General features: G+C 67.9%; 22 protein-coding genes. 16 read left to right on the top strand and 6 right to left on the bottom strand.

Annotation, left to right across the window (positions count from 1 at the left end; all coding sequences use genetic code 11):
- The first annotated feature begins 16 nt into the window (after window positions 1-16).
- The 3 genes from ABJF88_15695 (at window position 17) to ABJF88_15705 (ending at window position 1,717) form a co-directional block, all read left to right on the top strand.
- The gene (locus tag ABJF88_15695; GenBank protein MEP0548380.1) at window positions 17-631 is read left to right on the top strand and encodes a superoxide dismutase; all 615 of its coding nucleotides are present in this window, start codon (window positions 17-19) and stop codon (window positions 629-631) included.
- Window positions 632-778: 147 nt separating this feature from the next.
- Entirely contained in the window at window positions 779-1,063 is a 285-nt protein-coding gene (locus tag ABJF88_15700) for a hypothetical protein (GenBank protein MEP0548381.1), read from the top strand.
- Window positions 1,064-1,090: 27 nt separating this feature from the next.
- A complete protein-coding gene (locus tag ABJF88_15705; protein MEP0548382.1) occupies window positions 1,091-1,717 on the top strand; it encodes a 4'-phosphopantetheinyl transferase superfamily protein in 627 nt (208 codons plus the stop codon).
- Window position 1,718: 1 nt separating this feature from the next.
- On the opposite strand, the gene ABJF88_15710 is transcribed toward ABJF88_15705, so the two are convergent.
- The 3 genes from ABJF88_15710 to ABJF88_15720 form a co-directional block, all read right to left on the bottom strand.
- Window positions 1,719-2,606: a hypothetical protein gene (locus ABJF88_15710; protein ID MEP0548383.1), complete on the bottom strand. Its 888-nt coding sequence runs from the start codon at window positions 2,604-2,606 to the stop codon at window positions 1,719-1,721.
- 16 nt (window positions 2,607-2,622) lie between these two features.
- The gene (locus tag ABJF88_15715; protein ID MEP0548384.1) at window positions 2,623-3,738 is read right to left on the bottom strand and encodes an alkene reductase; all 1,116 of its coding nucleotides are present in this window, start codon (window positions 3,736-3,738) and stop codon (window positions 2,623-2,625) included.
- A gap of 174 nt (window positions 3,739-3,912) precedes the next feature.
- Entirely contained in the window at window positions 3,913-5,364 is a 1,452-nt protein-coding gene (locus tag ABJF88_15720; GenBank protein MEP0548385.1) for a T9SS type A sorting domain-containing protein, read from the bottom strand.
- A gap of 223 nt (window positions 5,365-5,587) precedes the next feature.
- Between ABJF88_15720 and ABJF88_15725 the strand changes: the two genes are divergently transcribed.
- The gene (locus tag ABJF88_15725; protein MEP0548386.1) at window positions 5,588-9,046 is read left to right on the top strand and encodes a methylmalonyl-CoA mutase family protein; all 3,459 of its coding nucleotides are present in this window, start codon (window positions 5,588-5,590) and stop codon (window positions 9,044-9,046) included.
- 94 nt (window positions 9,047-9,140) lie between these two features.
- Here the strand turns inward: ABJF88_15725 and ABJF88_15730 are convergent, their stop codons facing one another.
- Window positions 9,141-9,668, bottom strand: coding sequence for a hypothetical protein (locus ABJF88_15730; GenBank protein MEP0548387.1), 528 nt, complete (start codon window positions 9,666-9,668; stop codon window positions 9,141-9,143).
- Between the two features lie 417 nt (window positions 9,669-10,085).
- Here ABJF88_15730 and ABJF88_15735 point away from each other — a divergent pair, with 417 nt between their 5' ends.
- The 4 genes from ABJF88_15735 to ABJF88_15750 all read left to right on the top strand — a co-directional run bounded on the left by ABJF88_15735 (window position 10,086) and on the right by ABJF88_15750 (window position 13,984).
- On the top strand, window positions 10,086-10,562 hold the full coding sequence (locus ABJF88_15735; protein ID MEP0548388.1) for a hypothetical protein: 477 nt from the start codon (window positions 10,086-10,088) through the stop codon (window positions 10,560-10,562).
- Window positions 10,563-10,618: 56 nt separating this feature from the next.
- Entirely contained in the window at window positions 10,619-12,409 is a 1,791-nt protein-coding gene (gene pabB / locus ABJF88_15740; protein MEP0548389.1) for an aminodeoxychorismate synthase component I, read from the top strand.
- Between the two features lie 34 nt (window positions 12,410-12,443).
- On the top strand, window positions 12,444-13,076 hold the full coding sequence (locus ABJF88_15745) for a DUF937 domain-containing protein (protein ID MEP0548390.1): 633 nt from the start codon (window positions 12,444-12,446) through the stop codon (window positions 13,074-13,076).
- 77 nt (window positions 13,077-13,153) lie between these two features.
- On the top strand, window positions 13,154-13,984 hold the full coding sequence (locus ABJF88_15750) for a polyphosphate kinase 2 family protein (GenBank protein MEP0548391.1): 831 nt from the start codon (window positions 13,154-13,156) through the stop codon (window positions 13,982-13,984).
- A gap of 37 nt (window positions 13,985-14,021) precedes the next feature.
- On the opposite strand, the gene ABJF88_15755 is transcribed toward ABJF88_15750, so the two are convergent.
- A complete protein-coding gene (locus ABJF88_15755) occupies window positions 14,022-16,082 on the bottom strand; it encodes a penicillin acylase family protein (protein ID MEP0548392.1) in 2,061 nt (686 codons plus the stop codon).
- Between the two features lie 84 nt (window positions 16,083-16,166).
- Window positions 16,167-17,861, bottom strand: a complete 1,695-nt coding sequence (locus ABJF88_15760) for a helix-hairpin-helix domain-containing protein (protein MEP0548393.1) — start codon at window positions 17,859-17,861, stop codon at window positions 16,167-16,169.
- A 72-nt stretch (window positions 17,862-17,933) separates the two neighbouring features.
- Between ABJF88_15760 and ABJF88_15765 the strand changes: the two genes are divergently transcribed.
- From ABJF88_15765 to ABJF88_15800, 8 genes are all read left to right on the top strand, one after another.
- Window positions 17,934-18,743, top strand: a complete 810-nt coding sequence (locus ABJF88_15765; GenBank protein MEP0548394.1) for a glycosyltransferase — start codon at window positions 17,934-17,936, stop codon at window positions 18,741-18,743.
- 311 nt (window positions 18,744-19,054) lie between these two features.
- Window positions 19,055-20,785 carry a S41 family peptidase gene (locus ABJF88_15770; GenBank protein ID MEP0548395.1) on the top strand — a complete coding sequence of 577 codons (1,731 nt, stop codon included), beginning with the start codon at window positions 19,055-19,057 and terminating at the stop codon, window positions 20,783-20,785.
- A 272-nt stretch (window positions 20,786-21,057) separates the two neighbouring features.
- Window positions 21,058-21,819 carry a MotA/TolQ/ExbB proton channel family protein gene (locus tag ABJF88_15775; protein MEP0548396.1) on the top strand — a complete coding sequence of 254 codons (762 nt, stop codon included), beginning with the start codon at window positions 21,058-21,060 and terminating at the stop codon, window positions 21,817-21,819.
- A gap of 81 nt (window positions 21,820-21,900) precedes the next feature.
- A complete protein-coding gene (locus ABJF88_15780) occupies window positions 21,901-22,188 on the top strand; it encodes a hypothetical protein (GenBank protein MEP0548397.1) in 288 nt (95 codons plus the stop codon).
- A 97-nt stretch (window positions 22,189-22,285) separates the two neighbouring features.
- Entirely contained in the window at window positions 22,286-22,867 is a 582-nt protein-coding gene (locus ABJF88_15785) for a biopolymer transporter ExbD (GenBank protein MEP0548398.1), read from the top strand.
- A gap of 39 nt (window positions 22,868-22,906) precedes the next feature.
- Window positions 22,907-23,359, top strand: a complete 453-nt coding sequence (locus tag ABJF88_15790; GenBank protein MEP0548399.1) for a biopolymer transporter ExbD — start codon at window positions 22,907-22,909, stop codon at window positions 23,357-23,359.
- A 95-nt stretch (window positions 23,360-23,454) separates the two neighbouring features.
- Window positions 23,455-24,474 carry an isocitrate/isopropylmalate dehydrogenase family protein gene (locus ABJF88_15795; protein MEP0548400.1) on the top strand — a complete coding sequence of 340 codons (1,020 nt, stop codon included), beginning with the start codon at window positions 23,455-23,457 and terminating at the stop codon, window positions 24,472-24,474.
- Between the two features lie 78 nt (window positions 24,475-24,552).
- Complete coding sequence (locus ABJF88_15800) at window positions 24,553-24,966, top strand: DUF4293 family protein (protein ID MEP0548401.1); 414 nt, start codon at window positions 24,553-24,555, stop codon at window positions 24,964-24,966.
- Window positions 24,967-24,981: the final 15 nt, after the last annotated feature.

Here is a 24,981-nt window from a genome sequence, read left to right on the forward strand (position 1 = left end):
CAACCCCTCGCTCCTCATGGCTCAGTTCACCCTGCCCGACCTCCCGTACGCCTACGACGCGCTCGAACCGCACATCGACGAGCAGACGATGCGCATCCACCACGGCAAGCACCACGCGGGCTACACCAACAAGCTCAACGCCGCCCTCGAAGGGACGAAGTGGGCCGACCAGCCCATCGAGAAAACCCTCGCCAATCTCGACGCCCTCCCCGAAGAGAAACGCACGGCCGTCCGCAACAACGGCGGCGGCTACCTCAACCACGGCATCTTCTGGACGACGATGTCGCCCAACGGCGGCGGCCAGCCCACCGGCGACCTCGCCGATGCCATCGACCGCGATTTCGGCTCGTTCGACGCCTTCAAGTCGACGTTCGAGAGCGCGGCGACGGGGCAGTTCGGCTCCGGCTGGGCGTGGCTCGAAGTGACCGACGGTGGGAAATTGCAGGTCCACGGGCACGCCAATCAGGACAACCCCGTGATGCACGGCGCCCACCCGATTCTCGGTATCGACGTGTGGGAGCATGCCTACTACCTCAAGTACCAGAACAAGCGGCCCGATTACGTGAGCGCGTGGTGGAACGTCGTCAACTGGGACGAGGCGAACCGGCGCTATAAGAAGTACACGTCGTAGCGCGAGCGCTTTCCGACATCGAGCGGGGCGGCGGGCCGAGGCCTGTCGCCCCGCTTCGCATTAAGGTATAAATGTACGGGACACGTGCGACGCAGGGCTGTCACCCCCGGGCCGTAGCCTGGCGCATCACCCACCAACGCCCCGGTTATGAGCTACCTCGTCGTTACTACCCTCGACTTCGCCGACACCGACCGCGCGCCCGTCGAGCGCGAACTGGCCGCCCTCGGCCTGCTCAGCTGCCTCGTCGATAGCCGCAACGAGTCGCACGTGTTGCCGCGCAACACCTACGCGGGCGTCTTCGAAGGGCCGACGGCCCATGCGCTCCACCGCCGTCTCGCGAGCGAGATCCGCGCCGCCGTCGGGCGGTCGCAGTCGGAGGCGCGCGTGTTCGTCTCCGTCGGTGGGGACTGGAGCTTGCGGCACGCGGCGTAGCGGCGGTTCGGGCGGTATACTGCCTGCATGAATCTGCCGGACGACATTGCGCTCCGCCTTGCCGTGCACGAGGCGGCGGCTCCGCTCTCGCTCGACGCGCTGCCTCCGGGCGAGCGGGACCGGGTCGGGGGGTTCGGCAGCGAGAAGCGCCGCCGCGAGTTCGCGCTCGGCCGGACGACGGCGCGGGCGCTGCTAGCCGACCACCTCGCTGTTGCCGCCCCGGACGTACCGCTGCGCGTTGCGGCCGACGGCGCGCCGGAACTCGACGGCGGGCGCCTGCACGTCTCCATCGCACACGCCGCCACATCCGAGCGGACGCTCGCCGCCGCCGCCGTCTCGCCCCGCCCCGTTGGCGTCGACCTCGAAGTGATTCGGCCGCGTCGTGCCGACCTCTACCGGTTCATGCTTCACCCGGATGAGTACGGCCTGCTCGAAACGCTGCCGCACGACCACGACGCGGCGCAGATACTCGTATGGACGCTGAAGGAAGCCACGCTGAAAGCGATGCGGACCGGGTTCCGCGTCTCGCCGAAAAAGCTCCGGCTGTCCGTCGATCCTGAGCGGCAGGCGGCGACGGTCAGCGTCGAAGAGGGGGGAAGCTGGTCGCTCGTCTATGACCAGCGTGACGGTTGTTTCGTCGCCGTCGCTTTCTGAGCTACATCGCCTCTTGCACGTCGGCCCCGGCTGGCATTGCGAAGAGGGAATCGGGCGCGTCGGGGACGAAGCGGGCGCCGGAGACGGTGCCCTGCGCGGCGGGCTCGCCGACGCCGTTGGCGGTCCACGCGAACGAACGGAAGCCTTCCTGTAGCGTGATGCCGCTCACCGTCTGCGCGCCGTCGTAGAGCATGAGCCGCTCCGGCGTGGTGCCACCCTCGGGGAAGAAGCCGGGGTACGAGACGACGTAGCGCACGCCACCGACGCGGTCGGTTTTGGGATCGAGCAGGAGGACGTAGTAGTCGTCGGGCGCGTCGCCTGTTCCGGCGTCGAAGGTGACGCGGACGAGGTCGTACGTCTCGCCTTCCGCGGTCATCTGCCCGTCGAGCGCGAGGTTCACGCCGGGGTCGGCGAGGACGAACGGCATCGCGACGAAGTAGTACGGCGTGAGCGACCAGAAGCGCGCGTTCGTCGAAATGTCGGCTCCGGCGGGCTGAATCCAGGCCGTATCGCCCGTCCACCCGAACGACGCCGACGAGTCGGGCATGACGGTGTGCCGCGCCCGCGAACTCCACGTATCCACCGTCTGCTCCGTGTCGATGGCGGGCTCGTCGCCGCCGCGTTCGTAGCGGTAGCGGAAGTGGAGCGGGCCGTTGCCGTACCAGCGCGCGAGGCCGCCGTGGGCTACGATCGAGGCCCACACGCGACGCCCCGCCTCGCTCTCCGCGAGCCGAGCTTGCGCCTCACCCACCCGCACTTCGACCTCGTTCGGTGAGGGCGCAGCGAGGGCTACCGTTTCAGCGGGGGTATCGGCGTCCGCCCGCGGAGCCGGATCGGAGGCGCAGCCGGCGACGAGGACGAGGGCGAGCAGGGCGGAGGCGGGGCGCATCGGCAGGAGGGGTAGGTCAGGCGGGTTCGAGTTCGGTCTGCTCGGCGGGCCAGATCGGGTAGTCGGTGTAGCCTTCGGGGCCGCCACCATAGAACGTGGCCTGGTTCGGCTCGTTCAGTGGGGCGTCGAGCCCGGCCGCCTGCGCGGCGAAGCGGATCGGGAGGTCGGGGTTGGCGAGGAAGGGGCGACCGTAGGCGATGAGGTCGGCCCGGCCGTCGGCGACGGCTTGCTCGCCCTCGGCACGGTCGTAGCCTCCGTTCGCGATGAGCGTACCGTCATAATTATCGCGCACGATGCGGAGCACGTCGGGCGTGTCGCCGCCGGCCGTGCCCATCTGCGCGTTCGGGCGGACAGCGTGGATATAGGCGAGCCCTGCTTCGTCCATCGCGCGGGCAGCGAGCCCGAAGGTCTCCGTCGGGTTCGCGTCGGTGACGCCGTTCGATCCCTGCCCGAACGAGAACCGCACGCCGACGCGCTCGGTGGGCCACACCTCCAGCACGGCCGCCGTCACCTCGCGCAGGAAGCGCACGCGGTTCTCGGCGGAGCCGCCATACGCATCCGTCCGCTGGTTCGACGAGGTCGAGAGGAATTGCTCGATGAGGTAGCCGTTCGCGCCGTGGATCTCGACACCGTCGAACCCGGCCTCCTGGGCGAGCTCGGCGCCGTGGCGGAACTGCGCGACGACATCGGCGATCTCGTCGGTCGTGAGCGCATGCGGCGTCTCGAACTCCGTCATGCTGAAGTCCGGGAGCATCACCTTCCCTTGCGCCGGAATCGCCGACGGCGCGACGGGGAGCGCGCCGCCGTGGTACGCCGAGTGCGAGACGCGGCCGACGTGCCAGAGCTGGAGGAAGATCCGACCGCCGACGGCGTGGACGAGGTCCGTCACCTCGCGCCAGGCTTCGACCTGGGCTTCGGAATGGATGCCGGGCGTGTCGGGATAGCCCTGCCCGCGCGGGTCCACCTGCGTCGCCTCGGCGATGAGGAGGCCGGCCGAGGCACGCTGCGCGTAGTACGTCGGGGCGAGGTTGTTGGGGATGGCCTGCGGGTGGCGGCTGCGTGTGAGCGGGGCGAGCACGACGCGGTTGGGGAGGAGGAGCGGGCCGAGGGCGTGCGAAGAGAGGAGGTTCATGCCGGTGTCATTTCCGTAGAAGAGAAGCGCGTTGGCATCTGCAAACGTCTGTTGCAACAAATAAGTTCTAGGGCAATCGCCGAAGAGACCGCCGCCCCCACAACGGAACCGGGGCCACCCTGCGCAAGAGGGCGGCCCCGGCCGAAACCATACGCCGATTGCAGTGTCCTGCGGCTACCGGATGAGCGTCACGCGTCGCGTCGCGACGGCGCCGGCGCCGGCTTCGCCCTCGATCCGCACGAGGTACACCCCGCTCGGCAGCTCCGTCCCGTCGAGTTGGACCGCGTGGTCCCCGGCGTCGAACCGGCCGTCGGCGAGCACAGCGACCTCGCGGCCGAGCATGTCGTAGACGGCGAGACGGGCGGTTCCGGGCGAGGGGAGGTGGAACGCGATCTCGGCCGAGCCGGAGAACGGGTTGGGATGGCCCGAGAGGCGCAGCCGTCGGTCCGGTGTCACCGGCGTGTCCTCGGAGGCGACCGGGTTCACTCCGTACACCGCCTCGCCCGTGTCGGCGAAGAGGAGGGTGTAGGTCCGTCCCGTGCCGTAGTTGGCGTTGAGGTTGTAGTAGTCGTAATCGTAATGGAGCAGGCCGAGCCCATGCGCGCTTTGGTAGGTGGTCGAGACCTGGTTGTCGTAGGCGTTGTACCGAGGCATGCTCTCGGAGAAGGACAGGGTCAAGAGGTCGTACGGGATGCCGGAGATATCGTAGGACTGGAGTGCGCTGGCTCCGATCAACCGGAAGCTCCACTTCGATTCCGGGAGGGGCGACGTGCCCAACACGCAGGCGGAAGAGCCGGAGAACCGGATGCGTCCGGCGGGGTCCATCCAGATCTGGCAGGAGTAGGTCGCCGTCACTTCCCCCTCGTCAGAGCGTGTCAGCGTCAGAGCGTAGCGGCCGGTGGTCTCATTGAACCCCGTGATCAGGTACTCATTGAGGTAGGAGGAGGAGGGCAACCCCGTGTCATATCGCGAAACCTCGTAAATCCATCGGTTGCCCACGTCCAGGGGCATGTATTGCATGGGGTCGTGCGATGCGAAGAAATCGTCCGGGTGGGTGCCGTACGTCGTCCCGTCCACCACGGCGTAGACGAGGCGTTCGGTGAGGTTGCGACCCCCGCCGAAAAGGGCGCTGCACGAGGACCGGCTGAACACGCCGACGTTCTCGGCGACGCGCATGCAGTGAATCGGGGGGCCCTGCGGGCTCGACGCCGAGATCGACTGGAGGGTCAGCGTGTGGGGCTGACCCGTCACCCACACGGCCCCAGGCGTGCCGGAGGCCGGGAGAAGGGGTTCCACCTCGAGGGCGAAGCAACTCGTTCCGGAGAGCAGCGTCACTTCGACGGAGTGGTTTCCTCCGCTTTCTACGATCCGCACGGCACACTCGCTCTCCGTGGGCGCGCCCCCGTCGAACCGCGCAAACGACACGCCGACGCGCCAGAACGCCTCGTCGCCTTCGCCCTCCCACCCGAGCACGGTCGTCGTGCGATGTCCGCCGGAGAGGCCGTAGACATCGTGGATCCACACATTTCCTTCGGCGAGGGGGAAGAACGGGTGGTCGGCGGGTTGCGCCCACGCGGGGAGAGAGAACGCGAGGGATGCAGCGAGTAAGATCCAACGAGAGCGCATGGTGTCGAAAGGTCTGGAGGGGGGAAGGAATAGGCCGAGCAGCGGCACGCCGAGGGGCCGGGCGAAGTCGCGCTAGGTTACGCTAGTTAGAGTACATAACCGAATATAAAGCGGGTCGTCTCCCGTGCGATTCGGGCGAATCCCCGATTGCCTCCCGCGCGTTGTTTATTTTTGCCCATCACCGGAAGCGCTTTCTCCCGCCGCCATCCTCCCCGAGTCTCCGATGGAACCCACGAGCTATTCCCCGAAGCACCCCGTCCGCTTCGTCACCGCCGCCAGCCTGTTCGACGGTCACGACGCCTCGATCAACATCATGCGGCGGATCCTGCAGGCTTCGGGCGCCGAGGTCATCCACCTCGGTCACGACCGCTCGGTCCTCGACGTGGTGAAGACGGCGATCGAGGAGGACGCGCAGGGGATCGCGATCTCGTCGTACCAAGGCGGCCACGTCGAGTACTTCAAATACATGGTGGACCTCCTGCGCGAGCACGACTGCGGCCACATCCGCGTCTACGGCGGCGGCGGCGGCGTGATCGTGCCCGAGGAGATCGCCGAGCTCGAAGCCTACGGCGTGGCGAAGATCTTCTCGCCCGAGGACGGGATGCGCCTCGGCCTCCAGGGGATGATCAACTATATGCTCCGCGAGGCCGATTTCCAGACCGTCCACGTGCTCGACGGGAAGGTGCAGAACCTGATCGAAGACGACGAGCCGAGCCGTGAGCCCCGCGCTCTCGCGAAGCTGCTGACGGCCGTCGAAGGCAACCTCGTCGAAGATGTCGAGGAACTCTTCGACCCGGTCCATGCCGGGATGGGCGGCGACGGGGCGCCGGAGGTCTACGTCGAAGCGCCGGTCATTGGGATCACGGGGACGGGCGGTGCGGGCAAGAGCACGCTCACCGACGAACTCGTCCGCCGCTTCCTGCACGACTTCCCCGACCTCCACGTCGCCGTCCTCTCGGTCGACCCGACGCGGCGGAAGACGGGCGGTGCGCTCCTCGGCGACCGCATCCGGATGAACGCGATTTACGGTGAGTACGCCGACCGCGTCTACATGCGCTCGTTCGCGACCCGGCAGGCGCACCGCGCGACGAGCCAGGCCCTCGAAGAGTCGATCGGCGTGTGCCGGGCGGCGGGCTTCGACCTCATCCTCCTCGAAACGGCCGGCATCGGGCAGAGCGACACGGAGGTGGCCGAGCTCGTCGACGTCTCGCTCTACGTGATGACGCATGACTTCGGCGCGCCGACGCAGCTCGAAAAGATCGGGATGCTCGACGTGGCCGACTTCGTCGCGCTCAACAAGTTCGAGCGGCGCGGGTCCGAAGACGCCCTCCGCGACATCAAAAAGCAGGTCCAGCGCAACCGCGCCGCCTTCGACCGCGGCCCCGAGTCGATGCCGGTCTACCCGACGATGGCCTCGCACTTCAACGACCCCGGCGTCTCGCGCCTCTACCTCGCCCTCCTCGACCGGCTCAACCGGAAGCACGAGTTCGGCCGCGAGAGCCGGATCTACGACGCCGCCACCCTCCCCGCCGTCGACCCGAACGAGCAGGCCATCATCCCGCCGAAGCGGCAGCGCTACCTCGCCGAGATCACCGACGCGTGCCGCGACTACCGCAGCTACGCCGAGGCCCAGGTCGCCCTCGCCCGGAAGTGGGGGCAGGCAGCGGGTGCGAAGGCGCAGGTCGCCGACTGGCAGCCCGAGGACCGCGAGGCGCTCGAATCCCGCCTCGGCGAGATGGCCGATTACTGGTGGGAGAAGCTCGACGGCCGCAGCCGCAGCATCCTCCGCAACTGGGACGATCTCGCCGCGCAGTACCGGCAGGACGAACTCGTCTACACCGTGCGCGGGCGCGAAATCCGCCAGCCGCTGACGCACGAGACGCTGAGCGGAACGAAGGTGCCGCGCGTCGCGCTCCCGCGCACCGAGGACCCCGGCGAGCGGCTCCGCTTCGCGCTCCTCGAAAACATCCCCGGCTACTTCCCCTTCACCGCCGGCGTCTTCCCGCTCAAGCGCACCGGCGAGGACCCGACGCGGATGTTCGCCGGCGAGGGCACGCCGGAGCGGACGAACCGCCGGTTCCACCTCGTCAGCCTCGGCCTCCCGGCCAAGCGGCTTTCGACGGCCTTCGACAGCGTCACGCTCTACGGGCGAGACCCCGACGAGCGGCCTGACATCTACGGCAAGGTCGGGAATGCGGGCGTAAGCATTTGCACGCTCGACGACATGAAGAAGCTCTACTCCGGCTTCGACCTCTGCGACCCGAAGACGAGCGTCTCGATGACGATCAACGGCCCCGCGCCGACGATCCTCGCCCTGTTCATGAACACGGCCGTCGATCAGCAAGTGGAGAAGCACCTGCGTGAAGAGGGCCGGTGGGACAAGGCCGACAAGGTCCTCGCGAAGAAGCTCGGCAAGAAACGGCCGGTCTACACGCCGTACGAGAGCGCTGGCTTGCCCGAGGGCCACGACGGCAGCGGGCTCGGCCTCCTCGGCTGCACGGGGCAGGACCTCGTCGACTGGGGCGTGCTCGATCAGTCGACGTACGACGAGATCCGTGCGCGCGCTCTCGCGACCGTACGTGGGACCGTGCAGGCCGACATCCTCAAAGAGGACCAGGCGCAGAACACCTGCATCTTCTCGACCGAATTCTCGCTCCGCTGCATGGGCGACGTGCAGCAGTACTTCATCGACCACGACGTCCGCAACTACTACTCCGTCTCGATCTCCGGCTACCACATCGCCGAGGCCGGGGCGAACCCGATCACCCAACTCGCGCTCACGCTCTCGAATGGGTTCACGTATGTCGAGTACTACCTCAGCCGGGGGATGGACATCGACAAGTTCGCCCCGAACCTCTCGTTCTTCTTCTCGAACGGGATGGACGCCGAGTACAGCGTGCTCGGCCGTGTGGCGCGGCGGATCTGGAGCGTGGCGATGCGCGACCGCTACGGCGCGAGCGAGCGGGCGCAGAAGCTGAAGTACCACATCCAGACTTCCGGCCGCAGCCTCCATGCCCAGGAGATCGCCTTCAACGACATCCGCACGACGTTGCAGGCGCTGATGGCGATCTACGACAACTGCAACAGCCTTCACACGAACGCCTACGACGAGGCCATCACGACGCCGACCGAGGAGAGCGTCCGCCGCGCGATGGCGATCCAACTCATCATCAACCGTGAACTCGGCCTCGCCAAGAACGAGAACCCGATCCAGGGCGCCTACATCATCGACGAGCTGACCGACCTCGTCGAGGCCGCTGTCCTCGCCGAGTTCGAGCGGATCAACGACCGCGGCGGCGTGCTCGGCGCGATGGAGACGATGTACCAGCGCGGCAAAATCCAGGGCGAGTCGCTGTACTACGAGCACAAGAAGCACTCCGGGGACCTCCCGATCGTCGGGGTCAACACGTTCACTTCGGGCGATGGCGCGATGGTAGAGCCGCAGACCGTCCCACTCATGCGCTCGACGGACGAGGAGAAGCAACGGCAGATCGCCAACCTCCGCGCGTTCCAGTCCCGCAACGCCGACCGCTCGGGCGAAGCCCTTGACCGGCTCCAGACCGTCGCCCGCGAGGGCGGCAACGTCTTCGCCGAGTTGATGGGCACGGCGCAGGTCTGCTCGCTCGGACAAGTCACGACGGCGCTCTTCGAGGTCGGCGGGCAGTACCGGCGCAACATGTAAGAGCGGCTCCAGCCGAACGAAAGAGTGCCCCGCCTCAGGTCCGAGGCGGGGCACTCTGCATGCGCCGGTTGGTCTGGTGAGGCGATGCCTCGCGTTAATCGATGCCCAACGGGAGAGCCTCGAACGAAGCTTGCATTTCCGCTGTCGACGAGTAGGTCGAGTCTGAAGTCGGACGGCCGACTACGGCCGAGATGGTACCGACGAGGCGCTCGTTGCTGGCCTCGGTGATGGTGATGGTGCCGCTCCGAGCGTAGAGGTCGCCTTCCGGGCGTTGATATTCCACGTACACCTCGGCCTCGCGGTCAATGGTAATGGTCCCCGTGCGAAGTGCCTCAGGGACGCTAATCGCTAGGTACTCGTCACCCAGGTCGCTGCTATCGTCGAAAGGGATGGTAAAGTCATAGGCAGCGATTAAGAGGTCAAAGCCCTCTCCTCCGTCATAGAAGGCTGCGCCGCCGTCGATGGAGGTGTTGACGTCGCCGGTGATGGTGACGGTGCCGTTGCCGAGCGTGGTGCCTGGCCCGTCTCCGTCGTCGGTGGACTCTGTCGTATCGCAGGCGGCGAGGGACAGAACGAGGCAGAGCCCGAGACCGAATCGTCCGAGTAGGTTCTGGTAAGACATAGAAGGGCAGAGCGTAGGTGAGTGAAAGCGAACGAGAGAATATATCGGCGGCGGCTTGTTGGGTTGATGAGCGAGGGTGGAGGTGGTTGGAGAGGGCCGCCGAGGGCCGCCGAGGGCCGCCGAGGGCGGCAACGTCTTGCGGACTGATGGGGACGGCGCGGGTGTGCTCGCCCGACCAGATCACGACGGCGCTCTTCGAGGCCGGCGGTCGGGGCCGGCGCACCATGTGAGGCGTTTGAAGCCGTATCGCTTCGGCGACGCGGTGAGACACGTCGGATTTCGGCAGGATTAGGGGACGCGGCTGAAAAGGCAGCGTAACAATGCGCCGGAAGCGCGCGGGAAGCAGCGCCGCCGCACGCAGTTTGTATCGGCGTCCTGTCGGACCTGTGATCTGCCACCTCCCACCGCCATCCCCCTATGAATCCTCCCCGTCGAAAATCCTCCGCATACATCGAAGCGATCGTCCGTGAGGCCGTCGCCCGCGTGCTCCGATCCGTACGTCGCCCGCTCCGCGAGGCGGGGTACGAAGGGCCGCGTTCGACGCTCGTCCTCTCGGACATTCAGCACGACTTCCTCGCCGGTTACCTCTACGGGGCGCTCCAACGCCTGCTCGAACTCGGCGAACTGAACGAGGAAGAGGACATCGGCAAAGCGACGCACCGGCTTTACTGCGGTCTGTTTGGCTTTGAGGACAACGAGTACGGCCCGTGGCATGCGTGGGTCGTGCGCGAGGGGCTGCACCACCTCCAGCGCCCACACGTCTTCCTCGGCTATTGCACCGGCCGCAACGACGTCCTCGCCCAACTCCGCTTCGGCGGCACGTACAACGCCCTCGCCGACGCGCTCCGCCACCTCAGCACGGACGGCACCGAGCCACTCTTCGGCGTCGGCTGAGTGGATCACGGCGGCCGGTCGGGGCGTAGCGCCTGCTCGCTCTCTCGCCGCCCGCCGTGACCCTTCCGCCCGACTCCGTCCTGCTCGACACGGCCTGGCCCGACGCGGCCGGCACGGCGACGGGACCGCTGCTCTTCACCGACCCCGAGCGGGTCCTGACGGCGCACACGCTCAGCGAGGTGCCTCCGCTCCTCGCCGAGTTGGACCGAGCAACGGCGGCTGGCGAATGGGTTGCGGGATACCTCGCGTACGAAGCCGGATACGCCTTCGAGCGGGTCGCCGAAATCGCCTCGCAGCCCGGCCCGCTCGCGTGGTTCGGCGTGTACCGTGCGCCGCAACGGCTGGCCACGGCCGAAGTGGAAAGATTGCTCGATGGCGCGGGCACGTACAGCCTCACTGAGCCGCAGTTCGCGCTCGACCGGGCGGCGTACCGGGACCGCATCGCTCGCATCAAAGCGCACATCCGCGCAGGCGACGTCTACCAGATCAACTTCACCGCGCCGTTCCGCTTCGGGTTCGAGGGCGACCCGGTCGGGCTCTATCGCACGCTCCGGCAGCGGCAGCGCGTTGGGTACGGAGCGCTCGTTCGCACAGAGGAGACGTGGGTGCTCTCGCGTTCGCCGGAGCTGTTCTTCAGCCGAAACGGGCTCGACATCGCCGCCCGGCCGATGAAGGGGACAGCGCGGCGCGGCGCGACGGGCGAGGAGGACGCGGCGCAGGCGCGGTGGCTGACGGACGATGCGAAGAACCGTGCCGAGAACCTGATGATCGTCGACCTCCTGCGCAACGACCTCTCCGTCGTTGCGGAGCCGGGGTCGGTGCGGGTGCCGGCGCTCTTCACCGCCGAGCGCTACGACACGCTCTGGCAAATGACCTCGACCGTCGAGGCGCGGCTGCGGCCGGGCGTCGGATTGGCCGAGATCGTCCGGGCGCTGTTCCCGTGTGGCTCGGTCACGGGCGCGCCGAAGATCCGCGCGATGCAGCTCATCGACGAGCTAGAGGGCGAGCTGCGGGGCGTGTACTGCGGCGCCGTCGGGTTCGCAGGGCCGAACAGCCGGGCCGTGTTCAACGTGCCGATCCGCACCGTCGTCCTGCGCGATGGCGAGGGGCGGATGGGGAGCGGCAGCGGTGTCGTGTGGGACTCCGACGCCGACGCGGAGTACGACGAGTGCGTGCTGAAAGCGCGGTTTCTCACAGCCCCGCCCCTCCCGGACTTCGCCCTGCTCGAAACGATGCGGTGGGACGGCGGCTGCGCCCTCCTCGATCGCCACCTCGACCGGCTGCGCCGCAGCGCGGCCTACTTCGGATTCCCCTTCGATGAGTCGCTGATCCGCGAGAGACTGACGGCTGACACCGCCGATCTCCGCCCCGACATCGCGTACCGGCTGCGGCTCACGTTTGACCAAAGCGGCCGTGTGAATATCGAAGCTGCGCACCTCGCCGCGGCCCCGCTCCCACTCCGCAATGCCGTCGTCTTCGCCGAGTCCGTCGACGCCGCCGACCCGTTCCTCCGCCACAAGACGACGCACCGGCCGCTCTATGACCGTGCCTTCGCGTGGGCGCAGGAACGAGGCTTCGACGAAGCGCTCCTGCTGAACGAATGCGGCGAGGTCACCGAGGGCACGCGGACGAACGTGTTCGTCCGGCGCGGCGGCCGGCTGCTCACGCCCCCGCTCGCGTCCGGCGGGCTCGACGGCGTCTTCCGGGCGCACGTGCTGGCGACGCGGCCCGGTGCCACCGAGCATAAGCTCCACGCGGCGGACCTCTTCGATGCCGATGCCGTTTACCTCTGCAACGCGCTGCGTGGCTGGCACGAGGTGACCGTCGCGGCGGTGCCCGAGCCGTGACCGTGTCCCTCCTTCCCCAACTCCCCTCTCCGATATGGCAGGCATCCTCGACATGCTCGGCCCCGCGCTCAGCGGCGGCACCCTCCAGAACCTCAGCCGCACCGTCGGCACCGACGAGCAGACGACGCAGCGCGCGATGATGGCGGCGCTCCCGCTCATCCTCGGCGCGATGAACCGGAACACGAACGACCCGAGCGGCGCGCAGTCCCTCGCCACGGCGCTCGAAAAGGACCACGACGGGAGCCTGCTCGACAACCTCGGTGGGTTCATCGGCAACCTCACCGGGGCGGGATCGGCGGCCTCCGCGGCCGGGGTTAGCCCTCGCGCTGCGGACGGGACCGGGATCCTCGGCCACATCTTCGGGAAGCAACTGCCGCAGGTGCAGCAGGGCGTCGGGAAAGCGACGGGGCTCGACAGCGGGCAGGTCACGCGGATGCTCATCACGCTTGCCCCCCTCGTGATGGCGTACCTCGGCCGGCAGAAGCGCCAGCAAAATCTCGACGCCGGCGGCCTCTCCGACCTCATCGGCCGCGAGGCCTCGCGCTCGCGCGAAGCCGCACCGAACGATCTGCTCGGCACGATCGGCAACTTCCTCGATCGCGACGGCGACGGGAACCCGCTCGACGACGTGGCCGGGATGCTCGGCGGATTTCTGGGCAAACGGTAATAGAGCATAGCCCTAGATTCAGGGGCGGGACGTCGCCGGCGTCCCGCCCCTCGTCTTTTCACCTCGCCCCCTCTCCGATGCGCATCGATCTCAGCCGGTACCTCGTCTCCCCCGGTCAGCCTCCCCGCCTCGCCGAGCGCGACCCGGCCGACACGCAGGGACTCGTGGAAGACCGCGATGAGGACCGGGTCGACGAGCAGGTGGAGGACAACCTCGACCGGCTGGACGACCTGCAGGAACGGCTCTACGCCGAGCGCAAGCAGTCGCTCCTCGTCATTCTGCAGGCGATGGACGGCGCGGGCAAAGACTCCACCATCGAGCACGTCCTCGGGGGCCTCAACCCGCAGGGCGTCCGCGTCTGGAACTTCGGCAAGCCGACGGAGAAAGAGCTCGCGCACGACTTCCTGTGGCGCATCCACAGACGAACGCCCGGTGCCGGATACATCGGCGTGTTCAACCGCTCGCACTACGAAGACGTGCTGATCGTCCGCGTCCACGGCTGGGCCGCGCCGGACGTGATCGAGCGCCGCTACGAGCACATCAACCACTTCGAGTCGCTCCTCGCCGACGGGGGCACGCGGGTCCTAAAGCTGATGATCAACGTCTCGAAGGACTACCAGCTCGAACGAATGCGGCGGCGGCTGGAGAAGCCGGACAAGCACTGGAAGTTCAACCCCGCCGACCTCAAGGAGCGTGCGCGCTGGGACGAGTACATGGACGCCTTCGAGATCGCCCTCACCCGGTGTTCGACGGAAACCGCGCCGTGGTACGTCATTCCCGGCGAAGAACGGTGGTTCCGGGACCTCGTCGTCAGCCAGCTCCTGCTAGAGACGTTGGAAGCGATGGACCCGCAGTATCCAGAGCCGACGTTCGACCCCGCCGAGTACCCGCCGGACTCCATCGAGTGATCCCGTCGGGTGGCGGTTTCGGCGGGGAAGGGAAGCCCTACCCGTCGGCGGGGAGGAGCCGGATGCTCGGCTCCGGGGTCAGCGCTGGATCGACACGGTACGGCTCGATGGGATCGGTAAGGCGGCGGGTCCGCGACGTGCTCTCGTACGGGTTGCGGTGGCGGATCCAGATCGGGCTCCAGCCGGGAGCACTACTGCTCGCCGCCCACGCGGCCGTCGACCGCGCGCTCGGGAAGAGGAGCGAGGGGCCCCATGCGAGCGCCGTCGGGTGTCCGCCGTCGGGCCGGAGGGTGGGCGCGAAGCGCTGCCGTCCGGTCTTTGTGGTGTCGCGCGTGAAGAGTGGATAGTAGCGTGTGGCACGTTGCACGTTTTGCCAGCGCCACGCTGCTCCCACCGGCCCGTACTCCTGCTCCAACGCTGACAGGGCACGGCGGAACGATGCCTTCAGCGCCGCGATGACGGGGGGGACGGGCACGAAGCCGGTCGAGTCCGGCGGGGGAGGTGGAGCGGTGACCACGGCGAGGTCGGGCAGTGCTCCGGTGGTCTCGCGGTAGTCCTCCATCCAGGTCTCGAAGATGGAGGCGGCAATCGAGGCGGGCTCGTAGCGGAACTCCCACCCGCGGAGGTAAGCCGAGGCATCGCGAATGTCGTCATCGACGGTACCTGGCTCGCCGAGGACGGCGATGATAGCCGGGGCGAGCTCGGCCGCCCACGTGCTGTAAGCGTCCGTCAACAGCGTTGTGGGGTCGAGGGCCACACTGTCGGCGCTCAGCAGCGTGAGCCGTTCGGCGACGTATTCCGCCCACGGATGGTTGCCTGCAAAAACGCCGCCCGGCAGGGTGCGGGTGACGGCCGGACTGCCGAGCACGCGCCCCTCGCCGCCTTCGACGACGAGTCCTGCTCCGGGAAACAGGCCAAACGTGGGTAACTCCCCACGGAGGAGCGCTCGCCACGCACTCAGGTCGGTGCCCGAGTTGAACCCGCCCCACCGGAGCCGCCATGAGGCGGGCTGCGCAGGTGCACGTAGCGTGTCGACGGCGCGGCCCGTCGTGTCGCGCACGATCGTGGGGGGTGGCGGGGCGACGGGCAGGGCATTGGGGTCGTGGAGGAGCAACGTGCTCCCGTCGCGGTAAATCGTCACGAGCGACTCGCTCCCGCTGCGGGTGGTGACGCGTGCGTACGACGGATCGGGCGCGAGAGAATCGGCCACGGGAGCGAGGGTGGTTGTACCGTTTAGGAAAATGCTCCACGCGGTGTCGCCGTCGTAGCCGGAGGGCACCATGAGCGTGCCGGGGATCGAGGCTACGAGCGTACTCCGGCCTCCCTGCCGGAGCACGACCTCTTGGAACAGAGGGAGCGCGGAGCTCCCGTAGACCTGCCGCTGCACGAGCGAGGTCCCGGCGTCGTCGTGCACGGTGAACGCGAGCGCGTGCTCGAGCCCGCCGAGGTAGAGCGTGCTGCGGAAGACGGAGTCGGCCACGACGAACCGGCGCAGCGGTGGGCTCGCGCGGTATGCAGCCGGCGCGGTCGAGTCGGGGAGGGCGGAGGCGGGGATGGCGAGGTAGGCCACGAGCCGCTCGATGGCGAGCGCGTCCCACGGCTGCCACGGCTCGGCCCGCACGTCGAAGAGCACGAACTCGTCGCCCTCATTGAGCCGGGCGCGGGTGAAGGCGCGGTTGACGCCGCGGGCGTAGGCTTCGAGCACGGCGCGGTCGTCGTCGGGGAGCGCGTCGTAGGTCTGGCGGGCGAAGGCGCCGAAGCCGAGCGCGAGGGCGTGGCGGTCGAGCGTGAGCGCGGTCGAGTCCTGGAACCATGTGCTGAGCGAGCCGGTCGCGGCCTGCCGCCAGAGTACCATCGGCCACGCGCTCTGCAACGCATGGGCGTACCCGAGCCCGGCGTAGAGGTCGGCCTCGCTTTGGGCCTCGATAATCGGGATGTCGGACTCGGTGTAGGCGATCGTCACCGGCGCGGTGAGGCCGGGCACGCGGGCCTCGCCGCTGAATCCGGGGCCGGTCCCGTAGGCGAGGTACCACAGGAGCACACCGAGCCCGAGCGCGGCGAGCAGGAGGACGAGCAGGACCGTAAAGATGCGAGCCACGGAGGGGTGGGGAGTTGGGGGACCGGAGAGGAGTCGGGAAAGGTACGGCAGGCGCCGCTCGGCGCGGCCTCGCCACGATCCGCGTTACGCGCTCGCCGTGGCAGCGGAGCGCGCCGCCAGCCACACGGCGAAGCCGTCAATCGACTTCACGTTGAGGCACTGCGCGGGCGTCAGCCACCCTTTCCGCGCGACGGCCACGCCCCACTGCACATCTTTCAGCCCATCGACGGCGTGGGCGTCGGGGTTGATCGCGATCATCACGCCCTGCGCCGTGGCCTCGCGGACGTAGCGCCAGTCGATGTCGAGGCGGTACGGGTTCGCGTTGACTTCGATGGCGACGCCGTGTGCGGCGCAGGCGGCGATGACCCGGCTGTGGTCCACCGGATAGCCCTCGCGCGAGAGGAGGAGGCGGCCGGTGAGGTGGCCGAGGATCGAGACGTGCGGGTGCTCGGCGGCCCTCGTCAGCCGCTCTGTCGCTTCGTCCTCCGTCATGTTGAAGTGCGAGTGGATGCTGGCGACGACGAAGTCGAGCTCGGCGAGCACGTCGTCGGGGTAGTCGAGCGAGCCGTCGCGGAGGATGTCGCACTCGGAGCCGTGGAAGATGCGGAACGGCGGGCCAGCGTCGGCGGCGAAGGCAGCGTTGAGTTGGCGGACTTCGTCGGCCTGCTCGCGCAGCCGCTCGACCGAGAGGCCGTTGGCAATCTGGAGCGACCGGCTGTGGTCGCAGACGCCAAAGTATTCGAGCCCCATCGCGCGGGCGGCCTCGGCCATTTGCTTCAGCGTGTGCGCGCCGTCGCTGTACGTCGAGTGGTTGTGGAGCGTCCCGCGCAGGTCGCCGACGGTGATGAGGTGGGGCAGCGCATCGTCCGCCGCCGCGTCGAGTTCGCCGTCCCCTTCGCGTAGCTCGGGCTCGACGAACGCGAGGCCGTGCCGCTCGTAGATCGCGGCCTCGTCCGCCGCCGCTTCGGGCTCGCCGAACCGCTCGGTGAATGCGGCGACGTGCTTGGCCGAGCCGGTGCGCTGCCACCACGCGCGGGCGAAGTCGTCGGCCTCGGCGTGGAAGACCCGGATGCTGAGTCCGTCAGGGAGCGTGCCGGCGAAGAACGCGCCGTCGGTCGGATCGGTGGCGGCGGCGTGATGCGCGAGGACGACGCGGAGCGCGTCGGCGTCGCCCACCACGACGAGATCCGCCGTGGCGACGGTTTCGAGCCGGCGCCGGATGTCGCCCGCTAGCTCGGCGCGCTCGACGGCGGGGTTCGTGCGGAGCGCTTGCATGAGCGGAGCGACGGCGCCGAGCGCGTCGAAATAGCGGCGACGCGCGCGGTAGCGCTTGAGCTGATGGACGTTGTCGAGGATCGTGTCCTGCGACTTCTTCCCGAACCCGTCGAGCTCGGCGATGCGGCCCGTCGTCGCCATCTCTTCGAGGTCGTCGAGCGTGGTCACGCCGAGGCCGGTCCAGAGCGCGCGGGCCTTTTTCGGGCCGAGCCCCTTGACGCGGAGCACGTCGAGCAGGCCCGGCGGGAGGGTCTCGACGAGTTCGTCGAGCGTCTCGAACGAGCCCGTCGTCACGAGCGCGGTGATGTCGGCGGCGATGCCTTTGCCGATGCCCTGCACGTCCGTCATCTCGTCGCGCTCGACGAGTTGGAGGACGGCCTCGTCCATCCGGTCCACGGTGCGGGCCGCGCTGCCGTAGGCGCGGGCGCGGAAGGCGTTCCCCCCGGTCAGTTCGATGAGGTCGGCGGTCAGTTTGAGGCGGCGGGCGATGCCTTTGTTGGTCATGGAGACGGGAGAAAGCGAAAGGGGAGGGGGAAGCAGTTGCACCGACGCATCGGCGGTGCCGACCTTCGGGGCATGAGGCCTACAGAAACCCACCCCGCTACGGCCGAGGTTCCGCCCGACGCGCCGCGAAGCGTACCCGCGACGGCGCGCGTGAGCGTCATCATCCCGACGCTCAACGAGGTGAAGCGGCTCGGGTCCCTGTTGGAGACGTTCACGCCCGAGCGCCGCCGCCGCTTCGGCCTTGACCTCGTCGTGACCGACGGCGGCTCGACCGACGGCACGCTCGCCGTCGCCGAGCGCCTCGCCGACCGCGTCGTCGTGCACGCCGGGCCGGAGCGGCAGACGATCTCGGCCGGGCGCAACGCCGGAGCCGCCGCCGCCACGGGCGACGTGCTCCTCTTCTTCAACGCCGACGTCCGCTTCCCCGACGACGCCGACGCCTTCCTCGCCGACCTCATCGCCGCGGCCGAGTCCGGGGCCGCGACGTGCCGCGTCGGCGTCCACCCGACGGAGGCGACGTGGGCGGACCGCGTCGTGCTCGGGACGTGCAACGTGCTGTTTTACGGGCTGAACCTCGTCGGCGGCGGGATGGGGCGCGGCGAGTGCCACGCCGTCCGCCGCGACGTGTTCGAGGCCGTCGGCGGCTACAACGAGGCGTACGCGGCGGGCGAGGACTTCGACCTCTTCAACCGGATCGCGCAGCGGGCGAAGCGGCGCGGCGAGGATCGCATCCGGTTCTTGTGGCGGTGGGTGCTCTACGAGGATCCCCGGCGCTACCGGCAGGCGGGGTACGTGCGGACGATGTGGGAGTGGTTGCGGAACTCGGCAAGCATCACGTTCTTCGGCCGCGCCTACTCCGAATCGTGGGAGCCGGTGCGATGATGCCGAATTCGGTAGCATGACGGCAGAATGAGCGCCCCGTCCGGTGGACACCGTGTCCACCGAAGTCCGTCGCCGGATGCTTCATCGAGGCCGGTAACCGTCCGCGCCCTGCGCACGGAGATGCCTCGGCGGGCCGCGAACACAATTCCGGGTTGGCTCTCCCGTTCTACCCCCGTGTGCCCCCGCCCGGCGTCATATTTGCAGTGATCTGCATCGTGTGCCGTCGCACACAGAACCCCCGCGCGTTCCATGTCTTAAATGGGAACGCCGCGCCCTTCTCTGGCGCCCTCACCCTCAATCTGACCGACTCGATGAAGCTCAGAACTCCCCTCCTTATCGTATTTGTCGGCGTGCTCGGCCTCGTGATCGGCATGCAGACGCAGGACGCGGCCTCTAGCGACCCCGGCACCGACAACCTCCGGAAGATCGAGGAGGCGTTCAGCTTCATCAACCGGAACTACGTCGAGCGCGTGGACTCCGCGAAGCTCTCCGCCGACGCTATCGAAGGCATGCTCAAAGGGCTCGACCCGCACTCGATCTACATCGACGCCGAGAGCATGCGGCGCGTCCGGGAGAACTTCGAGGCCTCGTTCGAGGGCATCGGGATCTACTACGAATTCCTCGAAGGCCCCGACGAGCGCGACACGCTCGCCGTGCTGATGCCGATCGCGGGCGGCCCGAGCGAAGAGGCCGGGCTCCTCGCCGGCGACCGCATCATCAACGTGAGTGACACGACGGCGATCGGGTGGGAGACGGCCGACGTCGAGAAGTATCTCAAGGGCCCGAAGGGGACGAAGGTGGACGTGACGGTGAAGCGGCAAGGCTTCGAGCGCCCGCTGACGTTCACGATTACCCGCGACGAGATCCCGCTCAACACCGTCATCGCCTCCCACATGATCGACGAGACGACGGGCTACATCAAGCTCCAGCGCTTCGCGCGGACGAGCTACGACGAGTTCATGACGGCGCTCCGCAGCCTCGAAGCGCAGGGCATGGAACGCCTCGTCTTCGACCTCCGCGACAACGCCGGCGGGCTCATGGAGATGGCGATCCGTATCTCCGACGAGTTCCTCCCGGCCGACGACATGATCGTCTACACCCGCAGCCGCCGCGGCGACTTCAACCGCGAGTACCGCGCCCGCGCGGGCGGCTCGTTCGAGGACAAGCCGGTGATCGTGCTCGTCAACGAGAACTCCGCGAGCGCGAGCGAGATCGTCGCCGGCGCGCTCCAGGACCACGACCGCGCGCTCGTCGTCGGCCGTCGGACGTTCGGCAAGGGCCTCGTCCAGCAGCAGTTCCAACTCGACGACGGCAGCGTGCTACAGATGACGATCTCGCGGTACTACACCCCCGCCGGCCGCCTCATCCAGACGCCGTATGCGAAGGGCGAGGATGAGGACGAGTACTACGCCTCGAAGGTCGAGCTAGCGAAAGCGGACCGCGACCACCTCCGCGAGCTTATCGAGCAGCCGGGCGGGCTCAGCGGCGCCATCGACGCGACGGCCCTCGCCGAAGAGGTGCCGGACTCGCTCCGCTTCCAGACCGACGGCGGGCGCACCGTCTACGGCGGCGGCGGCATCCTCCCCGACTACCTCGTGCCCGCCGACACGATCTCGGCCGCGCTCCGAACGGTGATCGCCCGCAGCCTCGACAGCGAGTTCTCTCGTGCCTACCTCGACGGCGAGGGGAGCGCCCTGCGTGACGAGTGGCGCAGCCGGGAGAACGAGTTCGTCCGCACCTTCGAGCCCGACGACGCCCTCTTCCAGTCCTTCATCGCGTACGCGGAGGACCACGGTGTCGAGATCGTCGAGCGCGCCCCGGCCGACGACGACGAGGCGCGTGACAGCGTGATCGCGCGCTCCGAGCTCCGCGAGGCCCGTCCGCTGATCGAGGCACGGGTCAAGGCCTACCTCGCCCGCCGCCTCTTCGGCATCGAGTCGTTCTATCCCGTGGTGCAGACGATCGACCCCATCTTTATGGAAGCGATGGAGCTGTGGCCGCAGGCGTCGGACCTCGCGGTCGTGACCGAGCGCCGTCGGTAGCGGCAGGCGAAGAGCTTTTTTTGCAGCGGGCGCGGCGGGGAGCAACTCCGCCGCGCCCGCTGTGTCTGAGGGGGGACGCACCGTCACGCTCGGAAGATTTCGCGGCCCGATGTGGGCCCATGCCCGTCAAGTTGCGTTGACAATCCCGAAGAGATTGGGGATATTGAGGGCCGCTCTGTGCCGCCCCACCCTCATCTGCCGGGCGTACCTGCCCAAGCGCGGCTCGGTTCTATCCTATCGTTGCTCACCCGCATTGCCCCCGGAGGTAATCTATGAAGCTCTACTCGCTGGTCCTGTTGCTCCAAGACGTAGCGACGGAGACCTCGTTCACGAACGAGCTCGTCCGACGCTTTAACGAAGGCGGCGGGTTCATGTGGCCCGTGCTGATCTGCCTCGTCATTGGCCTGGCCATCGGCATCGAGCGCATCATCACGCTCAACATGGCCGACACGAACACGCGCAAGTTCCTCGCCCGCGTCAAGACGGCGCTCGACGAGGGGGGCATCAGCCGCGCCCTCGAAGTCTGCGAGAACACCCGCGGTCCCGTCGCCAGCGTGTTCCACGCCGGCCTCCTCCGCGCCGACGAGGGCATCAACGCCGTCGAGAAAGCGGTGGTCTCGTATGGCTCGATCGAGATGAGCTTCCTCGAGCGCGGCCTCGTATGGTTGAGCCTCTTCATCGCGGCGGCCCCGATGCTCGGCTTCCTCGGAACGGTCGTCGGCATGGTCGAGGCGTTCGACGCCATCGAGTCGGCCGGGGACATCTCGCCGAGCCTCGTGGCCGGGGGTATCAAAGTGGCCCTCCTCACGACGGTCGGTGGCCTCATCGTCGCGCTCATCCTGCAGTTCTTCTACAACTACGCGATCTCCAAGATCGACCGCATCGTGGTCGAGATGGAAGAGGCCTCGGTGGAGCTCATCGACTCGCTCGTGCTGATGGAGGGGAGCCGCCCGCTCGCCGAGCCCGTCGCGGCCAAGAGCATCCCGCGCAAGGCCCCCGACGCCGGCGACGACCTCACCGGCACGCGCGTCTGAGGCCCTGTCGTCGCGTTGCACGCCGTAGTAGGGGCGACCATCCGGTCGCCCCTACATACACCTTAGACCGGACAAAACACTATGGAAGGGCTCGTTCCTATCGCTATCTGGCTGTCGCTCGCGATGGTCGCCATCGGCCTCCTGGTCATCGTCGTCTTCGGCATCAAGGGGCTGGCTTCCGGCAAGCACCGGATCTGGACCATCGGTGCGATGGTGCTGCCGCTCGTCGTCTTCGGGATCTGCTACGCCATCACGTCGGGCGGCCCGGACCCGGCCATCACGGCGGTCATCCTGACGGCGCTCGTGCTCCTCGTCGCCGGGATTGTCGCCATCCTCGTGACCGGGCTCAAGGGCGTAATCGGCTTCTGAGTCGTGCGCGCCGGGCAGGCCGGGATACGAACCGGCCGCCCGGCGTCGTTCTAACGTCACCACGGGCAGCTTTTTTGACCTATAACCCCACCGCGTCATGGGCTTGCTAAAGCGTCGCACCAGTCGGGAGGCCGAGATTCCGACCTCCTCAATGGCGGACATCGCGTTCCTCCTGCTGATCTTCTTCCTCGTCACGACCACGATCGACGTGGATACGGGGATCTACATGGAATTGCCGCCGCCGCTCGAAGAGGACACGCCGCCGCCGGAGATCCCGGACCGGAACATCCTCACGATCCTCGTGAACTCCCAGGGCGATGTGCTGCTCGAGAAGGAGTTCGTGCAGATCAGCGACATCCGCCCCACCGTCAAGCGCTTCGTCACGAATCGCGGCGCGGATCCGGCGTTCTCGGACAGCCCAGACAAGGCCATCGTCTCGTTCAAGACGGAGCGGCAGTCGAAGTACGAGCAGTACATCACCGTGCTCGACGAGATCAAGATGGGCTTCAATGAGCTCCGCAACGATGAGGCGCGCGCGCGCGGCTTCCGCGACTACGCCGACTACCGGAACCGGCTGCCCGAAGGGGCCGAGGACGAGATCTCGGGCGAGTATCCCTACCGCATCTCGATTGCCGAGCCCGACGCCACGAACCCGTCCTCCGAAGGGACTGGGGCCTGAACGCCCGCACCGCCCTCCACCTGACCGCTAACGACGCCCATGTCGGTTCACTTCCATAAGAAATCCCGCGCCAAGCAGGAGATTCCGACGGCCTCACTGCCGGACATCATCTTCATGCTGCTCATCTTCTTCATGGTTTCGACCGTGCTCCGCGAGGTGGACCTGAAGGTGCGCGTGCAGCTCCCCGACGCCGAGGCCATTCAGAAGATCGAGCAGAAGCGGCTCGTCTCGTACGTCTACATCGGACCCGAGAAGCTGGAAGGCAACCAGATCGGCGACAACCGCGTGCAGATCGACGACGCGCTCGTTCCCGAGATCACCGACATCCGGCAGCTTATGTTCAGGCGGCTGCAGGACGAGCCCCGGACGATCATCTCGCTCCGCGTGGACGAGGAGTCGGAGACGGGCATCCTCTACGACGTGCAGCAAGAGCTTCGCGAGGCCGGGACGCTGCGTATCAATTATTCGACAAAGCGGCTGACGCCCTCGTAAGCCCCCCGCCCCGGTCCTATCTTCTCTCCAGCGAAAGAGCCCTGCCGAGCGTAGGGCTTTTTCGTTTCCCCCGCCCGTCTATCCCCTCCTGTTTCATGGCCTACACCATCACCCTGTTGCCCGGCGACGGCATCGGCCCGGAAGTCACCGACGCTACCCTCCGTGTCCTCGAAGCCACCGGGCTCGAGTTCGATTGGGACGAGCAGACCGCCGGGATGGCGGCGTACGAGACCGGCGGCGACCCGCTCCCCGAGGCCGTCGTCGAGTCGATCCGGCGCAACAAGATCGCGCTTAAGGGACCGCTCACGACGCCCGTCGGCACCGGCTTCCGGAGCGCGAACGTCAAGCTCCGGCAGGTGCTGGACCTCTTTGCGAACGTCCGCCCCTGCGTCTCGCTGCCCAACACGCGGGCGCGCTACGAGAACATCGACCTCATCATCTTCCGCGAGAACACCGAAGGGCTCTACGCGGGGATCGAGTACTTCGACGAGCGGAACCAGATCGCCGACTCGATCGCGCGCGTGACGCGGCGGGGGTCGGAGAAGATCATCCGCTTCGCCTTCGAGCAGGCCAAGAAGATGGACCGCCAGCGGCTCACGCTCGTCCACAAGGCGAACATCCTGAAGATGGCCGGCGGGATGTTCCTCGAGATCGGGCGCGATACGTCGCGCGGCTACCCCGAGATCGAGTTCGACGACCGGATCGTGGACAACATGGCGATGCAACTCGTGGTCTACCCCGAGCGCTACGACTGCATCGTGACGACGAACCTCTTCGGCGACATCCTGAGCGACCTCGCGGCCGGGCTCGTCGGTGGCTTGGGCGTGACGGGCGGGGCGAACATCGGTGAGGAGCATGCCGTCTTCGAAGCTGTCCACGGCTCGGCCCCCGACATCGCGGGGCAGGGCAAGGCGAACCCGACGGCGATGATCCGCTCGGCCGAGATGATGCTGCGCTACCTCGGGGAGAAGGACGCGGCGAACGCCGTCCGCGCCGCGATCTTCGAGGTCTACTCCGAAGGGACGCACCTCACCTCCGACCTCGGCGGCTCGGCCTCGACGAGCGCCTTCGCCGAGCGACTCGCGGAGAGCGTGGCGGCTCACGTCGCTTCCTGAACCGTATCCCGTACCACCGTTCCGTAGGGGTTTGATGCATCAAATCCCTGCCGTATTTCTGGACCGATGATCCAACGTTTGCAGTCCCTGTACCTCCTGTTCGCCGCGGCCTTCCTCGTGCTGTTCCTCGTCTTCGGCGGGGTGTGGCAGGGCGTGGTCGCCGTCGCCTATCCGTGGATCACGCCGGTCGCCTTCGTGCTGGGCGGACTGGCTGCGCTCGTCTCCCTCGTCGCCGTGTTTCTCTACCGGGACCGTGCGAAGCAGCGGAAGGTGGTGCTCGCCGCTCAGTGGCTCGACGTTCTCCTCGTGCTGGTCATCGCTGGCGGGCTCGTCGCGCTCACATTCGGCGATGCGGGGAGCCTCGGCGTCGGGGCTACGTCGTTCTATCTCACACTCCTCCTGCCGATCGTCGCGTACGTCTTCCTCCGGCTCGCGCGGCGCGGCGTCGAGAAGGACATCGCGCTCGTCCGCTCAATGGACCGGCTGCGCTAGCGTCTCCCGCTCCCG

Source organism: Rhodothermales bacterium (assembly GCA_039944855.1).
Classification (GTDB): domain Bacteria; phylum Bacteroidota; class Rhodothermia; order Rhodothermales; family JANQRZ01; genus JBBSMX01.

Excerpts from the sequence above, each read along its gene's own strand:
- ABJF88_15695 (MEP0548380.1), top strand. The coding sequence starts at position 17 with ATGGCTCAGTTCACCCTGCCCGACCTCCCGTACGCCTACGACGCGCTC.
- ABJF88_15700 (MEP0548381.1), top strand. The coding sequence starts at position 779 with ATGAGCTACCTCGTCGTTACTACCCTCGACTTCGCCGACACCGACCGC.
- ABJF88_15705 (MEP0548382.1), top strand. The coding sequence starts at position 1,091 with ATGAATCTGCCGGACGACATTGCGCTCCGCCTTGCCGTGCACGAGGCG.
- ABJF88_15710 (MEP0548383.1), bottom strand. The coding sequence starts at position 2,606 with ATGCGCCCCGCCTCCGCCCTGCTCGCCCTCGTCCTCGTCGCCGGCTGC.
- ABJF88_15715 (MEP0548384.1), bottom strand. The coding sequence starts at position 3,738 with ATGAACCTCCTCTCTTCGCACGCCCTCGGCCCGCTCCTCCTCCCCAAC.
- ABJF88_15720 (MEP0548385.1), bottom strand. The coding sequence starts at position 5,364 with ATGCGCTCTCGTTGGATCTTACTCGCTGCATCCCTCGCGTTCTCTCTC.
- ABJF88_15725 (MEP0548386.1), top strand. The coding sequence starts at position 5,588 with ATGGAACCCACGAGCTATTCCCCGAAGCACCCCGTCCGCTTCGTCACC.
- ABJF88_15730 (MEP0548387.1), bottom strand. The coding sequence starts at position 9,668 with ATGTCTTACCAGAACCTACTCGGACGATTCGGTCTCGGGCTCTGCCTC.
- ABJF88_15735 (MEP0548388.1), top strand. The coding sequence starts at position 10,086 with ATGAATCCTCCCCGTCGAAAATCCTCCGCATACATCGAAGCGATCGTC.
- ABJF88_15745 (MEP0548390.1), top strand. The coding sequence starts at position 12,444 with ATGGCAGGCATCCTCGACATGCTCGGCCCCGCGCTCAGCGGCGGCACC.
- ABJF88_15750 (MEP0548391.1), top strand. The coding sequence starts at position 13,154 with ATGCGCATCGATCTCAGCCGGTACCTCGTCTCCCCCGGTCAGCCTCCC.
- ABJF88_15760 (MEP0548393.1), bottom strand. The coding sequence starts at position 17,861 with ATGACCAACAAAGGCATCGCCCGCCGCCTCAAACTGACCGCCGACCTC.
- ABJF88_15765 (MEP0548394.1), top strand. The coding sequence starts at position 17,934 with ATGAGGCCTACAGAAACCCACCCCGCTACGGCCGAGGTTCCGCCCGAC.
- ABJF88_15770 (MEP0548395.1), top strand. The coding sequence starts at position 19,055 with ATGAAGCTCAGAACTCCCCTCCTTATCGTATTTGTCGGCGTGCTCGGC.
- ABJF88_15775 (MEP0548396.1), top strand. The coding sequence starts at position 21,058 with ATGAAGCTCTACTCGCTGGTCCTGTTGCTCCAAGACGTAGCGACGGAG.
- ABJF88_15780 (MEP0548397.1), top strand. The coding sequence starts at position 21,901 with ATGGAAGGGCTCGTTCCTATCGCTATCTGGCTGTCGCTCGCGATGGTC.
- ABJF88_15785 (MEP0548398.1), top strand. The coding sequence starts at position 22,286 with ATGGGCTTGCTAAAGCGTCGCACCAGTCGGGAGGCCGAGATTCCGACC.
- ABJF88_15790 (MEP0548399.1), top strand. The coding sequence starts at position 22,907 with ATGTCGGTTCACTTCCATAAGAAATCCCGCGCCAAGCAGGAGATTCCG.
- ABJF88_15795 (MEP0548400.1), top strand. The coding sequence starts at position 23,455 with ATGGCCTACACCATCACCCTGTTGCCCGGCGACGGCATCGGCCCGGAA.